This is a genomic window from Enterococcus sp. AN402, from assembly GCF_040719405.1.
Taxonomy (GTDB): Bacteria; Bacillota; Bacilli; order Lactobacillales; family Enterococcaceae; genus Enterococcus; species Enterococcus faecalis.
Genome location: NZ_JBFDTM010000004.1, coordinates 2201311 through 2216843 on the forward strand (window position 1 = coordinate 2201311; position 15533 = coordinate 2216843).

The 15533-nt window shown below is 37.4% G+C and carries 13 protein-coding genes; 5 read left to right on the plus strand and 8 right to left on the minus strand.

Annotated elements, in window-relative coordinates:
- Window positions 1-143 precede the first annotated feature (143 nt).
- The 5 genes from elrR to AB1I62_RS12055 form a co-directional block, all read right to left on the minus strand.
- Window positions 144-1049, minus strand: a complete 906-nt coding sequence (elrR, locus tag AB1I62_RS12035) for an Rgg family transcriptional regulator ElrR (RefSeq protein ID WP_002389794.1) — start codon at window positions 1047-1049, stop codon at window positions 144-146.
- Between the two features lie 67 nt (window positions 1050-1116).
- Window positions 1117-4314 carry a DEAD/DEAH box helicase gene (locus AB1I62_RS12040; protein ID WP_002356465.1) on the minus strand — a complete coding sequence of 1066 codons (3198 nt, stop codon included), beginning with the start codon at window positions 4312-4314 and terminating at the stop codon, window positions 1117-1119.
- Window positions 4315-4333: 19 nt separating this feature from the next.
- Window positions 4334-7471 (minus strand): SbcC/MukB-like Walker B domain-containing protein, encoded by a 3138-nt coding sequence (locus tag AB1I62_RS12045; protein WP_048737902.1) that lies wholly within the window; start codon window positions 7469-7471, stop codon window positions 4334-4336.
- 4 nt (window positions 7472-7475) lie between these two features.
- Window positions 7476-8612 carry an exonuclease SbcCD subunit D gene (locus AB1I62_RS12050; RefSeq protein ID WP_048737900.1) on the minus strand — a complete coding sequence of 379 codons (1137 nt, stop codon included), beginning with the start codon at window positions 8610-8612 and terminating at the stop codon, window positions 7476-7478.
- A 183-nt stretch (window positions 8613-8795) separates the two neighbouring features.
- Entirely contained in the window at window positions 8796-9422 is a 627-nt protein-coding gene (locus tag AB1I62_RS12055) for a 1-acyl-sn-glycerol-3-phosphate acyltransferase (RefSeq protein WP_002356461.1), read from the minus strand.
- Between the two features lie 188 nt (window positions 9423-9610).
- Here AB1I62_RS12055 and AB1I62_RS12060 point away from each other — a divergent pair, with 188 nt between their 5' ends.
- Complete coding sequence (locus AB1I62_RS12060) at window positions 9611-10345, plus strand: tRNA1(Val) (adenine(37)-N6)-methyltransferase (protein ID WP_010821789.1); 735 nt, start codon at window positions 9611-9613, stop codon at window positions 10343-10345.
- A complete protein-coding gene (locus AB1I62_RS12065) occupies window positions 10335-10601 on the plus strand; it encodes a GIY-YIG nuclease family protein (RefSeq protein WP_002356455.1) in 267 nt (88 codons plus the stop codon). The genes AB1I62_RS12060 and AB1I62_RS12065 overlap by 11 nt, the downstream gene beginning before the upstream one ends.
- 66 nt (window positions 10602-10667) lie before the next feature.
- On the opposite strand, the gene AB1I62_RS12070 is transcribed toward AB1I62_RS12065, so the two are convergent.
- The 3 genes from AB1I62_RS12070 to AB1I62_RS12080 are packed head-to-tail and all read right to left on the minus strand — an operon-like array spanning window position 10668 to window position 12256.
- Window positions 10668-11363, minus strand: a complete 696-nt coding sequence (locus AB1I62_RS12070) for a 5'-methylthioadenosine/adenosylhomocysteine nucleosidase (protein ID WP_002356454.1) — start codon at window positions 11361-11363, stop codon at window positions 10668-10670.
- A 15-nt stretch (window positions 11364-11378) separates the two neighbouring features.
- Complete coding sequence (gene macP / locus AB1I62_RS12075) at window positions 11379-11675, minus strand: cell wall synthase accessory phosphoprotein MacP (RefSeq protein ID WP_002356451.1); 297 nt, start codon at window positions 11673-11675, stop codon at window positions 11379-11381.
- Entirely contained in the window at window positions 11672-12256 is a 585-nt protein-coding gene (locus tag AB1I62_RS12080) for an NUDIX hydrolase (protein ID WP_002356449.1), read from the minus strand. Before AB1I62_RS12080 ends, macP begins: the two co-directional genes overlap by 4 nt.
- A 402-nt stretch (window positions 12257-12658) precedes the next feature.
- Here AB1I62_RS12080 and AB1I62_RS12085 point away from each other — a divergent pair, with 402 nt between their 5' ends.
- From AB1I62_RS12085 to AB1I62_RS12095, 3 genes are all read left to right on the plus strand, one after another.
- Window positions 12659-13339, plus strand: coding sequence for a 5-bromo-4-chloroindolyl phosphate hydrolysis family protein (locus AB1I62_RS12085; protein WP_002356448.1), 681 nt, complete (start codon window positions 12659-12661; stop codon window positions 13337-13339).
- Between the two features lie 19 nt (window positions 13340-13358).
- Window positions 13359-14546 carry a toxic anion resistance protein gene (locus AB1I62_RS12090; RefSeq protein WP_002356447.1) on the plus strand — a complete coding sequence of 396 codons (1188 nt, stop codon included), beginning with the start codon at window positions 13359-13361 and terminating at the stop codon, window positions 14544-14546.
- A gap of 144 nt (window positions 14547-14690) precedes the next feature.
- The gene (locus AB1I62_RS12095; RefSeq protein ID WP_002384084.1) at window positions 14691-15530 is read left to right on the plus strand and encodes an NUDIX hydrolase; all 840 of its coding nucleotides are present in this window, start codon (window positions 14691-14693) and stop codon (window positions 15528-15530) included.
- Window positions 15531-15533: the final 3 nt, after the last annotated feature.

Sequence of the window (15533 nt, forward strand, 5' to 3'; positions counted from 1 at the left end):
AAAATGGGTTCAATTACGACAAACTGTCCAAATTAATTTGTATAGACAAGACAAAGAGCGCCAAATAGGGTTTTCTACCCCTATTTGGCGCTCTTTGTCGCTAAACACAACCAGAATTTATTATGACAAATTCTCAATTATGCCTAATTTTCTTTTATTTCTTTTAAACTATCCTCTATTTTTTCCAATTGCCCAGCAAAAAATTCTTGTTTGGCTTTTGGTAAAAACAATGTGATAGATAAAAGGATTTGTTCTTTAAAGATTGCCCAATCTGCGAATATTTCTTCATTGGTTAAAATCATTTCTATTTTTTCTGCTATTTTTTTCCAGAGGATCATTCGCCAGTTATTTTCACCCACTTCATATTCTTTAAACATGCTTAATACATGAAGAATATGGGGAACATTTTGGCTGACAATCGCCGCAAATAAAAAATCAATAATTACTTGCTCGATAATTTCTAGTGAGCGAATATCAATAATTTCCCGCTCATTGACAGATTGTAGTACACGAAAAAGTAACGAAGTTGGAAACGGCTGCAAGCCAACGTTTTTTTGTAATGCTAAAAATTTCAAATTAAAAATAGTATACACATCGGCATTAATTAATCGTTCCAGAATCTGATTTTCTAATGCAATAATTTCCTCTTTTGTCACAACCGTTTGAGGATTAAAAAGATATTCCAACGCCAACATCGAATACATTACTTCTTGCTTTCCTAAAGCAAAAGACGATTTATCATAATACGCCCGATAATCTGCAACGATTCGACTACTTTCTTGAAAATTTTTACTAAAGATTGCTTGATTAAACTGCTCCTTAGCTAAAACTGTTTTGGACATTGGCGTTAATTTTTCTGTCATTTCCATCGGCGAAATAGACAAGATTTCGACAATAATGGCTAAATCCGAAATACGCAATTCACTATTTCCTTGGACAAAGCGTTGATAACTTCGACTAGAAACACCATTTTCATCAAAGACACGCAGAGGAATATTTTTTCCTTTACGAATCCGTTCAATTTCTTCACCTAGCGGCCGATATTCCATATATTCTTTTTGTTTCAAACGAATTACTCCATTTCTCTTTAAATAAGATAGCAACTAAGTTGAACGGCTATTCCCCAATGCTTAAAATTGTGCGAATATCTTCTTCCGTCATTTTCGCTAATTGCTCTTCATTTCCTTGAATCACTTTTTGGAACAGCTCGCGTTTTTCTTGCTGTAAGGAATTCATTTTTTCTTCAACCGTTCCTTCTGCAATCATCCGCCACACTTCAACAACCTTTTTTTGTCCCATGCGGTGCGCCCGACCAGCCGCTTGTTCTTCGACTGCGGGATTCCACCATAAATCGTATAAAATAACTGTATCTGCACCAGTCAAGTTTAGTCCGGTTCCCCCTGCTTTCAATGAAATTAAGAAGACATCTTTTTCTCCTTCATTGAAGGCATTCGCCATCGTTAACCGATCTTGAGGCTTCGTACTTCCTCGTAAATAGAACGTCTCTAAACCTAATTCATTCAATTCTTTTTCTAAGATAGAAAGCATGCTTGTGAACTGAGAAAATAATAGAACCCGACGATTGTTTTCTTTGGCAGCCACTAAAAAGTCTTTGACTTGTTCCACTTTGCCAGAACCTCCTGTGTAATCCTCAATAAACAAACGCGGATCGCAACAGATTTGTCGTAAACGGGTCAAGCCTGCTAAAATACTCATACGATTTTTCTTGAAGGTCGCCTGATCCATTTGACTGACATCTGCTTGCATTTGTTTTAGATAGGCCAAATAAACCGTTTTTTGTTCTTCTGTTAAGACACTGTACATATTATTTTCAATTTTTTCTGGTAAGTCTGCGAGCACCGTTTTCTTATCTCGTCGTAAAATGAATGGTTGAATCATTTTGGCAATTTCTTCCGGCTTAATTTCTCGAAAGGCTTTTTTGCCTGGGAACAATCCCGGTAAGATCATTTGGAAAATTGACCACAGTTCATCTAAATTATTTTCAATTGGTGTGCCACTTAATGCAAAACGTTGGGGTACTTTTAAACTTTTTAAGGCTTGCGCCGTTTTAGTCCCACTATTTTTAACCATTTGGGCCTCATCTAAAATCAAATAGCCGACACGCATTTCCTGATAAAGCTGAACATCTTGTCGCATACTTGCATAAGAAGTAATCAGAATATCTTCGGTGCTATTTTGTAAAAGCGCTGCTCGTTCTTGGCGGTTGCCAGAAACCACTTGAACATTTAAGGTTGGCGCAAAACGTTTGACTTCGGCTAACCAGTTATAGGTTAAACTTGCAGGAGCGACAATCAAAGCTGTCCCTTTCAAGCGCTCTTCTTCTTTTTCCGAAAGTAAATAGGTAATGGTTTGCAGTGTCTTCCCTAAACCCATTTCGTCAGCTAAAATACCGCCAAATTGATAATGGCTAAGCATTTTCAGCCATTTATACCCTGTTTCTTGGTAATGGCGTAACGTTGCTTGTAAGGATTTGGGGACTTGCGCTTCAAAGTTTTCTGGATGCGTTAAATCCGTGACCATTTTTTTAAAGGAATCTGAAAAATGTGCCCGCTCGTTGTCTTCTAATAAACTTTCGATCATGAGACCTTGATTTTTGGGCACATGAATGACATTGTCTTCTTGATGCATATTTTTTCGAAGCTTCGTTAAAATTGCACTTGTATGGAAAAATTCCTCTGAGTCAAAAGCAAGAATTTCACCACTTTTTAACGTATAAAAAGCATCATTACGTAGCAGACTAGTCAATACTGCATCGATTTCGGTTTCATCAATGCCAGTGACATCAAACCGAATATCCAACCAAGAATCCCCTTCCGCAACTTCAATCGTTGGTTGATGATGCTGGGCATCTAAATACAATTCCCGTAATTTCCGTCCCATCCGAACTTCTCCTAATTGACGGAAAGCTGGTACTTCGGCTTTAAAGAAATAATACAAGGACTCCCCAGCAGGTAAGACTTTTTCAAAGCCTGTGGTTGTTTGCTGATAGGCAAACTGTTGAAATTGTTGCTTAATTGCTGTTTCTTTTGCTTTATCTCGAACGATTTCTTGATTGACTTCAGGTAATTGAGCATATTTCGGGTTTGTCGAGAAAATGACTTCTCCATAGTGATAGTCAATCCGAGCGTTAATCCGACCTTTAATTTTCTTAAAAATAAAGACTGCTTTTAAAGGATGATGGACGACTAATTCTTCAACTGATTCTTCAACAGACACTCGACCAATTTTTTCCAATAATGGTAACACTTCACTAAATAAATCAGAAACTGTTTCTTTTTCATAAATAATTGACGGCTCTTCCAAGCGTTTCATTAATTGAAGTAACGTGGTGTAGATGGCTTCCTGCTCTTCTGTTAGTAAATAAACCGTTTGATCCGCAATCGCCCAGTGATAGTGGGCTAGAAACGTTGTAATAGGATTCTGAATAGTTAATTTGAAGCTTTGTTCCTCGGTTTTTTGCACTGTAAACGTAAGTGGCAAACTGGTTTCTTTGAACGTTAGATAGCGATACTTATGAGTTTGATTGGTCAATATAAACTGACCCGTTCGATTCATTTTTTCAACTAACGATTGACTGCGATCAATTGGTAATAATAGATAACGTTTGTCGATTTTCCCTTTAACTTGAATACCGTTTGCACCTAATAATTGGCTGGTATGATAAATTGCCGCAAGTTCTGTTAAAATTTCTTGAATCTCCATTGAAAAAGAATCATGTAGCAAAGTAAATTGGTGTTGTTTATTCACCATAAAAGTCATTTCTTTTTCATATGCTTGTAAAAAATCACCAATATTTTTCACAATATATGTTTTAGGTTTGGTGCCTTCTAAACCAATTTTTAAAGAAAGACCAATCGTTGATAATTCTGGATAGTAATTATTCGTTTCGATCACATCTAAATGAAATTCTAAACGTAAAGGCTGCAAGGGAACTTCGGCAGAAGCTTTGCTTAATTTGGCAAAGCCTTTGGTAAACATTTCAGCTGTTGATCGATTTGTTTTCTCAAAACTGACTGTTTGATTCGCTTGAATAATTCTTGACACGCCTCGTTGTTTCAGTGCCAGTTCAACTGCCACTGTATGCTTGCAATAGCCATGTTCCATCCAATATTGACATTCACAAACATCTTGTTCTTTGGCGGTACCATCCAATTCAACAAGATAAAGTTCTTCCCCTAAAACCTCAGACAACCAGATCCTTTTTTCTGGATTTTGAACGATAGATAAGACCCGGCCTTCTTGCATATATTCGCGTCCTTGTTCAACGATTCGCTCTGGAATACTCCATTTCATCGACTCACCTCCTCTTCTACTAAGCTAGCTGATAGTGAACGGTACTTTGACCATTCCCATTGCTTTTTATTTGTAATTGTTGTGGAATTCGTGCTTTTAATTCGCCAATATGACTAATAATCCCAATCATGCGGCCTTCATTTTCAATCGTTTCTAACGCCTCCATTGCCATTTCCAATGCTTCTTCATCTAAGGAACCAAAGCCTTCATCAATAAACAACGCATCAATTAAGACTCCGCCTGCTTGTTCTTGAATCACTTCTGCTAAAGAAAGTGCCAAAGCTAACGCTGCTATAAAACTTTCCCCGCCTGATAACGTGTGAGCGCTGCGTACCGTCCCTGAATTGTCATCATAAATATTGATTTCTAGCCCCGTTTGATTCCGATAACTGCCTGCTTCGTGATTCAATTCAAATTGATAACGACTATTGGTCAGGCGGTCTAAACGCTGATTAGCGACTGTCAGCACTCTTTCTAAATACGTTTGTAACATATACCGTTCAAAACTAATTTTTTTAGGATTATTGCCATTCACCGTATCTGCCAACTGTTGTAGTGCAGCAACTTCCTCAAATTTGTCTTCAATTGTTGTTCTTTGCGCATTAATTTCTTGAACCAACTGTTGGTTGTTCAGCATTTTTTCATGCAGTTGATAGTATTTTTTTTCTTGTTCTTCAATTTGTTGTGTTATTTGTTCAATTTCTGTGGTGATTAAAGATAATTCTGGGAACGTATCACTAGATAATTTTTTCTCAATTTCAGCGAGTTGGATAGTCAGTTGGGTTTGCTCTTGTTCAAATAAAGCAATTTGTTCTTGCTGACTTTCTAGTGTCGGTACCTCTTTCAACCACTCCGTCAATTGGTCCTCTGTCACTCCTTGTTCCGTTAAAACTGCGTTTAACTGACTCTCAAGTTGTGCGACTGTTTGTTGAAGTGTTTGTTGTTCTTTCTCCAAATGAGTCAACGTACTTTCAAGGATCATTTCTTCTTTCTTCAAGGTTTCTCCTTGTGTCGTCACGTTTTCTTTTTGACGTTCAAATGCAGAGAGTTCTTCTTGAAGCAAAGCTTGTCGTTTAGTCATTTCTTCGTATGTGACGGTTGCATCCAATAATTGGCTAGCAATCATTTGCTGCTGGATAGTGATTCTTTCCAGACTTTGTTGCATTGTTTCTACTTGTTGTCGGAGCACTTCAAAGCGTTGGGAATTTTCAGCTACTTGTTCTTCTAGTTCCGCTAGATGGTCCTTTTCGACTGAAATTTCCGTTAGTTTTTGTGCTATTTGTTGTTTTTCTTTAGCTAATTGCGACTCAACTTCCGCAATTTCTGCAGGTGTTACTTGTGAAAAAGTTAGTCCTGTTAACGGCAACTGCAAGTCAGCAAACTGCGCTGCTAATTGTTCTTGTTCCTCAGTATACGCAGCTTCCTGTTCTTGTAATTGGCTTTCTTTCTGTTGCTTTTCCGCCCCTAATGCAGAGAGCGTTTCAGTAAATCGTTGTACCGTTTTTTCAACTTCCGTTAATTCCCGTTCCGCTTGATTAATCTCTTCTAAGGAAACTTCTTGATGAGTTTGTTGCTTTGGATGTTCTAAAGAGCCACAAACTGGGCAAGGTTCCCCCTCTTCAAGTAACAAGCTTAATCGTTGGATTTGTAAAGAGGCCCATTGACTTTTCTTTGTCTGCAACTTCGCTTCTTCGGCGCTTTTTTGTTGCTGTTCAACAGCAAACCGTTGTGTCAACTCGTGCAATTCCCCTTGGTTTTGACTAATTTTTTGCCAAGCTTTTTGATTTTTTTGCCAACGTTCTACAAAATTTTGCCAATGATCTGCTACACTAGAACATTCAAAATTTGCTTTTTCAAGTGTTCCTTCTTGTTCAATAAATTGTTTGGCTGTTGCCACTTTATCCGCTAATGTTGTTTTTTCCTGTTGGCAAGATTCATACTCTTTTTGAATGGCTTGATAATTGGCTTGTTCTGCTATTTGTCGTTGGGCTAACTGTTCATATTCTTGGTATTGTGGTAATTGACGTTGAATCGTTTGAAAACGTTCTTGTTTTTCAGCAATCAATGGTTGTTGTTCTTCCAACTCACTCATGATTGCTTGCCAATCTGTCAATGCTTGTTGCGTTTCCATAAGAGCTTGTTGTTTGGACTTTGTTTCTTGCTCTTTTTGTTGTTTTTCACTTCGTTTTTCAAAGACTTTTTCAGCTAAAGATTGCTGTTTTTGGCTCCATTTTAATTGCTGAATCTGTTCCTCTAACCGCTCAATGACGGTTTCCTGTTCAGCTTGTTTTGTTTTCTTTTCCAATAATTCTTCTTTTTGCTGTTGCAAGTTTTGTCGTTCTTCAATAGCATAACGAACTTGCTCTTTTGCTTGTTTGGCTTGTTTTAAGGTTGTAATTTGTTCTCTTTCAACTAATAGTTGTTGCTGAGCCTCTTGTTGTTGGCTTTCTAATAATTGAAGTTTTTCAAAAAGTGTCATTGTCGGTTCAGGTTCTTCTGACCAATGCAACTGTTCTGTTTTCAGTTCAATTTTTTGCTGGGTTTCTTGAATCTCTTGATTGGCAATTTTTAAGCGTTCTTTTAAATTTTCGCTGAACAACTGATACAATTCTGTTCCGAATAAATTACGCAAAACCTTTTCTTTTTCATCACTTTTAGCAATTAAAAAAGTCCGAAACTCTCCTTGTGGTAACAATACAATTTGAGCAAATTGATTGGCATTCAAATGCAATAATTCTTGAATGAGTTCGTCCACTTCACGTCTTTTAGAATAGGCTCGTAGTTCTTTCCCTTGAGCATCTTTGACAATTAAAGAAATTTTGGCACTTTGTTTACGGACTCCTGTGCCACGTTTTTTAAAAAGTTCTTGTTCGGGAAGGCGGTTCAGTTCATAGAGATACTCGTTATGTTTAAAAAGCAAAGTAACTTCAGTGGCTTCTGAGGGGTCAGCAAATGTGGAACGCATTTCTTTGCCTAAACGTAATTTCCCAGAACTTTCACCAAACAAAGCATAGCTCATTCCATCAAAAATCGTTGTTTTCCCAGACCCTGTTTTTCCACTAATTAGAAAAAGTGAAGAATCTTCAAACTTCGTAAAATCAATGGTTTCATTAATATACGGTCCGAAGTTTTTCAATGTTAAAGATAATGGTTTCATCCTATTACTTCCCTCTTTCTAATTGATTAAGTGTACTCAGTTCTTCTTGGACCCATTGTGCTTGTTGTTCTGTCAAGGCCTCTCCTGTCACATCGTTAAAGAAGTCATGCAGATGTTCTTCAGGTGAGCGTTGTTCTATTTGTACCACTTTTTTCTGATTTCCGCTGCTTGTTTCTCGACCATTCAAACGTTCCAGCCCAATAATTTTGGGGTAAATTTTTCGCAATTGATTCATCATGTTGGGAATGATCGCTCGGTCGGTTAATTGGACATGTAAATAATTTTCCCGATTCACTTCTTGATAAAAAGCGGGATCCGTTAACTGCTGAAACGAGCCCGTCAATTGTTGAATGTCTCGCAATGGTTTCAAAGCACGGAATTGAAAATGAACTTCAGTTTCTGTTTCAACAAGCCATACACCCTTTTCTTGTGTCATTTCTGATAAAGAAAATTTTACAGGCGAGCCACTGTATCGAGCATTAGGTGCCTGCAACGCATTTTTTCCATGTAAGTGGCCCAACGCGACGTAATCAAAAGGATCTAACAAAGCCGTCGGTACAACATCCAAACCACCCACTGTTAATTTTGTTTCAGAATCAGTTTTTTCACTGCCAGCGACAAAAAAATGACTAACTAACACTTGTTTTTTGTTGGGGAGAAAAGATTCCTGCATTTTCGCGACAACTTTTTCCATCGCCGCCTGAATCGTTCGAATCGTTTCATCTTCAAAATATAAGCGAGCCGCAATCGGTTCAAAATAAGGCAACAAATAAAATTGGGTATTGTCGATTTCAATTGGTTGAAAGGCTTGTTCTAAACGCGTATTCAAATGAAATTGCGTTTGGTTAAACCAAGGGCCTCCTGTTTCTAAACGCGTGCTGCTATCATGGTTTCCCGAAATAGCTAACACGGGGAAATGCTCTTTGAGATTCATTTGAATCATCATTTCATTAAAAATCTCGACTGCTTCAACTGCTGGAACAGAGCGATCATACAAATCTCCAGCGATTACAACAGCATCCACTTGCTCTTCTTTCGCAATTGCTAAGATTTGTTCAAAGGCTTCCCTTTGTTCTGCCAATAAATCAAAACCATGTAATTTTTTGCCAATATGCCAATCTGCTGTATGTAAAAATTTCATTTTTTCACCGCCTAAAAAAGTCCTTCTTATTATTATAACAAATTTCTGGTATTTTTTAAGAAAATCGGACAGAAGAATTAGATTTTTAACAAACTTTTTTCTTAACGCAAGAAAAAAGACAGGGAGCATCATCTTTTGACGAGACTACCTGCCAGTAACATTTCTATTCTGTAGCGGTTTGTTTTATTCTTTCTCCGTTGATTCATATTTAAAAGTTGGATCAATTTCTTTATCTAACTGATCAAATGCTTCTTGCATCCGACGTTCCACTTCAGCTAAACCGTCTTTATCCATTTTTTTAATATCGCTAATATCGATTGGCTCCCCAAAACGAACCGTTACTTTTTTACGTTTAAACAACTCTTTTAAAGTTAACGGACCTTGATAAACAGATGGCACGATAGGTACTCGCCCCATTTTAGCAATCAAGGCTACCCCACCTTTTAATTCTGAGGAATGACGCGTGCCACTGGGGAACATAATCAAACTTAAATCAGAATTTTTTAAAATTTTGACAGGTGTTTTAATCGCGCTGGGACCGGGCTTCTCACGATCCACCGGAAACGCATTCGCATGTTTTAAAATGAAACGTAAAACAGGATTTTTAAACAACTCTTTTTTTGCCATAAAGCTAAACTTCTTAGGACTGCCAGCAACAGCTAAATACAGCGGTTCCCACCATGTTCGATGCGGCGCAACTAAGACATAGTTTTGGTCTTTTGGTAATTTTTCTTTATTTTCATAATGTGCATTTCCATTAATCACAAATAAAATGACGCGAACCACGCCACGCATAAATGTAAAAAACATAATTTTCTTCCTTTCTTCTCTCCGCTTTCTAGTATGCCGAAAGCTCTACCTTTTGACAAGCTTTTTTTACGTCTATCAATTAGAGAAATAACATGTCCCTACTAATCTAGGGAACAGATTTTGTCATACGGGTTTAAAAGTAGTATAATACATGAACAATCAGATGAAAAGTTGGAGGTTCTTAATCTATGTTATTATCCGGCGAACGGATTGATCAATTATATGCGGATGATATTCAAATTATTCAAAGCAAAGAAGTCTTTTCTTTTTCCATTGATGCAGTCTTATTGGCTAATTTTCCGCAACTACCAAAAAAAGGCAAGATTGTCGATTTATGTGCTGGCAATGGCGCGGTCGGCCTCTTCGTTAGTCGGAAAACAGCTGCAATGATCGACCAAATCGAATTACAACCTCGTTTGGCGGATATGGGTCAACGAAGTATTCTATTAAATAAATTGGAAAAACAAGTAACGATGTATGAACGTGATTTAAAACAAGCGACAGAGGTCATCAAAAAAGATTCTGTCGATTTAGTACTATGTAATCCCCCATACTTTAAAGAACGACCAACTAGCCAAAAAAATCCAAACCCGCACTTAGCGATTGCCCGTCATGAAATTCACACGTCTCTTCAAGAAGTGGTCACTGTGTCGGCGGATTTATTAAAAACAAATGGTCGCCTCGCAATGGTTCATCGACCTGATCGTTTCCTTGATATTTTACATGCCATGGAAAACGCCAATATTGCGCCGAAAAAAGCTCGGTTTGTTTATCCGAAGCCAGGCAAAGAAGCCAATGTTTTACTAATTGAAGGCATTAAGCAAGGCAAAAAAGACGGTTTTCGTGTGTTACCACCTCTTTTTACATACAATGAGAAGAACGAATACGAAGCAGAAATGAAGGCTATGCTGTATGGAGAATAAGAAATCCCATTATTTTTATGTTTTACTTTGCCAAGATGGTTCCTTTTACGGTGGCTATACAACTGAGCCAGAACGTCGATTAACCGAACATAATAGCGGAACTGGTGCAAAATATACACGGTTAGCCAAACGCCGCCCAGTCAAAATGATTCATACAGAGAAATTTGAAACACGTAGCGCGGCCACCAAAGCCGAAGCCGCCTTTAAAAAATTAACGCGTAAACAAAAAGAACAGTATTTAAAAACCTTTCATTAAATGACAATAAGCAAAAAGAAACAACCATCATTTCATTGATGAAATGATGGTTGTTTCTTTCTCTTTTTAAACTAAGTTCTCGACAAAATGAATAACCATTTCGGCTGATTTTTTCCCAGCTTCATCGATGAATTCGTCAAAGCTTTGAGTTGCTTCGCCATCTGCTGTATCACTCATTGCCCGTACAACTAAGAATGGAATATTGAACTGTGAAGCCGCTTGGCCAATTGCTGCGCCTTCCATTTCACAAGCTAAGGCTTCAGGAAACTCTTTCTTAATTTTGGCGATTTTCTCAGCACTATCCACAAAAGTATCTCCAGTAACAATCAATCCTTTACGAATAGCTAAACCAGTTTTTTCAGCGGCTTTCGCAATTTCCATCCGCAAGTATTCACTTGTTTCAAAATACAAAGGCACACCACCAGGCAATTGTCCATAGGCATAACCAAAACCAGTGACATCAACATCAAAGTAAGCTAATTTGTCTGCAATGACTAAATCGCCAACTTTTAGTCCTTCACCGATACCACCAGCAGAACCTGTATTAATCACCATATTTACGCCATATTGATGAATCAATAAAGTCGTGGTCACAGCTGAGGCCACTTTACCAATTCCTGAACGAACCACAATCACCTCATGTCTTCCTAACGAACCAGAAACAAATAAAGCGCCTGCTCGTTCCCATGACATCGTGTCTGTCAATTTTTCTTTTAGAATTTTGACCTCTTGATCCATTGCTCCAATAATTCCAATTTTCATAGTGATTCCTCTTTTCTATAAATTCAAAACGATATACGCCACAACGGCTAATAAAATCGCTACAATAATAATTGCCTTGTTTAACCAAGTACTCCGTTCTCGACGCTTCGAGTATTCTCCTACTCGTGACTTGTTGATTGGTTTTTGTTTTTTCTTTTCTTTACGATAAAACGTCGAAATTTCTTTTTCTTTTCGCTTATACGCTTTTTCCGCCAGCTTCTGTTCTTCCTGCTGACGACGTTCTGCTTCTTTTTCTTCTGCTTCTCTGCGTTTGCGAAGCTCTGTCCGAGTGACTAACGGACCTTTGCTCATTGCGTGTCCTCCTTAAACTGTCTCTGCAGTAAATACAATTCCCAGTATTGTATAGCAAAAAGTGTTTTGGCATCACAAATCGTGCCCTTTGCCACTTCTGCTTTGGCTTCAGCTATTGTTAGCTCGTAAAGTTCCAAGATTTCATCTTCATCTTGAGGACGTGGATTTTCGACTTTCTGCAAATCCGTTGCCAAATAGAGAGCCAATTTTTCATTAGCAAATCCTGGTGACAGATACATTGAATTTATGTAGGTGAGCTGACCTGCACGATACCCAGTTTCTTCTTCTAATTCCCGCATAGCCGTCGTTTCCAGTTGATTTTCTTCTCCAGGATCAATTTTTCCCGCCGGAATCTCTAAAATCACTTGTTCCAAGGGTTTTCTAAATTGTTTAACTAAGACGATTTTTCCTTCTGCGGTTAACGGAATCATAGCTACTGCGCCTGAATGAAAAACCAATTCGCGTTTAGCTGTGCCGCCTGTCGGTAAAGCCACGTCATCCAAAAAAACATCAATAATCTTTCCTTTAAAAATTTCTCGACGTTGAAGTGTTTTTTCTTCGAAGTCCTCATAATTTAACATATCTTTCACCAACCTTTCTTGTTTATCATACCCTAAAATGATAAAAATCGCACCCCTTCTTCTCTAGTTAAACCCTTTTCAAAGAAAAAAATTTATTGCTTTAGAAAAAAATTACATTTTCGAAAAAAAATAGACATAAAAAATTCACAACTTCCTTGTATTATTTAAGCATACCAACAAACAACCCTAACAAAACACTTTTTCATTTTTAACTCCTTTCCCGTCCTACCCCCAATTAGGACGGGTCTTTTTTTGCGTTTTATACTTTTTTTCTTAGGATTTCACTAAATCATAAAATACATCTTCCGCTGTATGTCTTTTCTCTCACAGAGTATGCTAAAATAACTATTGTAACGAGAGCTGACTCTTTCGAGGATTAGATAGATAGGAGGAACTATATAAATGAACAAATTAAATACAAAATTACTGATTGGCTATATTCTTTTAGGAGCCTTAATCATTGCTGTCGCTAGAGAATATGGCTTCTTCGCTTTTGTGATTCTGGTAGGCTTTTTAGTATTCGTTCTCTATCGAAAAAAGAAAAATGCCGCCGACAAAAGCGATCAAATGCCTTACTTAACGAAAGATAAAGAAGCCCATTATCGTGAGTTGGGGTTATCTCCACAAGAAATTGATTTTTTCAGAAGTACAATGAGCACAGCCAAAAAACAAATCATACAATTACAAGAAAACATGAATCGTTCAACTAAATTACGGGCGATTGACTTACGTAATGATACAACGAAGGTTTCTAAAGCTCTGTTTAAAGAGTTAGTGAAAGAACCTAAAAAGTTACACTTAGCCAATCACTTTCTCTATACACATTTACCAAATATCGTTGACTTAACAAGTAAACATTTAGAAATCGAACAACATGAAGTAAAAAACAAACAAACGTATGAAAAATTAGAAGAAAGCGCACAAATCATTGACCAATTGTCAAAATTAGTTAAAAATGATTATGAGGAAATCGTTTCCGATGACTTAGACGATTTAGATGTCGAAATGTCGATCGCTAAAAGCAGCTTGTCGCAAAAAGCTGCAACTGAGGAATCACCTCAAGTAAACGAAGACCAGCAATAATCATTAGGGAGGAAAAAAAATGACTGAGCAACAACCCAAAGAAACAACATCTGTAACCAATACATTGGACGATTTATTAAGTAATCCATTTTCATCAATGGATGAACTAACACCAACGCAACAAAATGAACTATCTGAGTTAAAAGAACAGCAAGCAGCTCCTCGTTTAATTGATAAATTACCACAAGAACGTCAAGCCCAAGCAAAAGAGTTAGCTTCAAAAATTGACGTCCAAGATTCACAAGCAGTAATTACCTATGGTTCAAATGCCCAAATCAAACTTGGCGAATTTTCGCAAGCGATGTTAAACCACGTTCAAGCACAAGACATTGGTCCTGTTGGTGATTCACTGACCGATTTAATGTTTCGTTTAAATGAAGCCAATCCCAATGAATTACGTGCTGGCGAAGGCAACTTTATTCAAAAAATGTTAGGTAAAGTCAAACAATCCGTTTACGAAATTACCGCCAAATATCAAAAAATTGGTGCGCAAATTGACAAAATTGCTGTCAAATTAACCCATGAAAAAGATGGTCTTTTAAAAGATAATGCCATGTTAGATCAATTGTATCAAAAAAATAAAGATTATTTTGATGCCTTAAACATCTATATTGCCGCTGGGGAATTAAAAGCAGAAGAACTACGGACGCAAATTATTCCTGAAGCCATGAAAAAAGCGGAAGAATCTGGAGATCAAATGGATGTCCAAATTGTTAATGATTATAACCAATTCCTAGACCGTTTAGAAAAAAGAACCCATGATTTACGCTTGGCTCGTCAAATTACGATTCAACAAGCCCCACAAATTCGTTTAATCCAAAATACTAACCAAGCTTTGGCTGAGAAAATTCAATCATCGGTGAATACAGCGATTCCGTTATGGAAAAACCAAGTAGTCATCGCCTTGACCTTACTCCGTCAAAAAGATGCTGTGACTGCTCAACGTCAAGTCTCTGAAACCACCAATGACTTACTGAAGAAAAATTCAGAAATGCTAAAAATTTCTGCAATTGAAACAGCAAAAGAAAACGAACGTGGCCTAGTCGATATTGAAACATTACAAAAAACACAAAATGATTTAATTGAAACTATCCAAGAAACATTACGTATTCAACAAGAAGGAAAAGAAAAACGCCAAGCTGCCGAGATCGAACTTGGCCATATGGAAGAAGATTTGAAAAATAAATTATTAGAATTAACACAATAAACAACGTTTAGAACAAACTTCTTATAGTAGAAGCTTGGGACAAAAATCCAAAGTGATTTTTGTCCCAGGCTTGCTTTTCTTTTTACGCTTGAATATTGTATTTCAGCCACTTAATGATACAATAAAAGAAAACCATGTTTCTTTTTGAAAGGAGGAGCAATTGTGCCACAATTTGCTTCTAAAGCCGAAGAAAAAAATTATTATGAACGCCAAGCTAGCTTAGCAGAGTTTTTAACTTGGTATCATCAACAAGAATTACCTGAATATGAAAAACCCTCTTTAACCGTTGATATGGTTCTTCTTTGTTACAACAAGGAAGCTGATCAATTAAAAGTCTTACTGATTCAACGTAAAGGTCACCCCTTTAGAAACTCATGGGCGCTTCCTGGCGGTTTTGTTAATCGTAACGAATCTACTGAAGATAGTGTTTTAAGAGAAACAAAAGAGGAAACTGGTGTGGTGATTTCTCAAGAAAATATTGAACAATTACACAGCTTTAGTCGCCCAGATCGAGATCCTCGTGGCTGGGTCGTGACAGTCAGCTATTTAGCCTTTATTGGTGAAGAACCTTTAATTGCTGGCGACGATGCCAAAGAAGTCCATTGGTTCAATCTTGAACGGCATGGTCAACACATCACGTTATCTCATGAAGATGTGGAAATTACTTTAGACTTGAAAACAGCGGCCTCTCTTGGTAAAGATACATTAGCCTTCGACCATAGTGAAATTATAATTAAGGCGTTTAATCGTGTTGTTGATAAGATGGAACATGAACCGCAAGTGCTTCAAGTCTTAGGAAAAGATTTCACCATTACGGAAGCCCGTAAAGTTTTTGCGAAGTTCCTCGGCGTTGATTATCGCAGCATTGACCATTCAAATTTTAAAAAAGCCATGACACAATATTTTGAAGAGTTAGGTGAACGTCCCGTTGGCATTGGCCGCCCTTCAAAAATTTACCAATTGAAAACAACGACAGGGTTCTAAGAG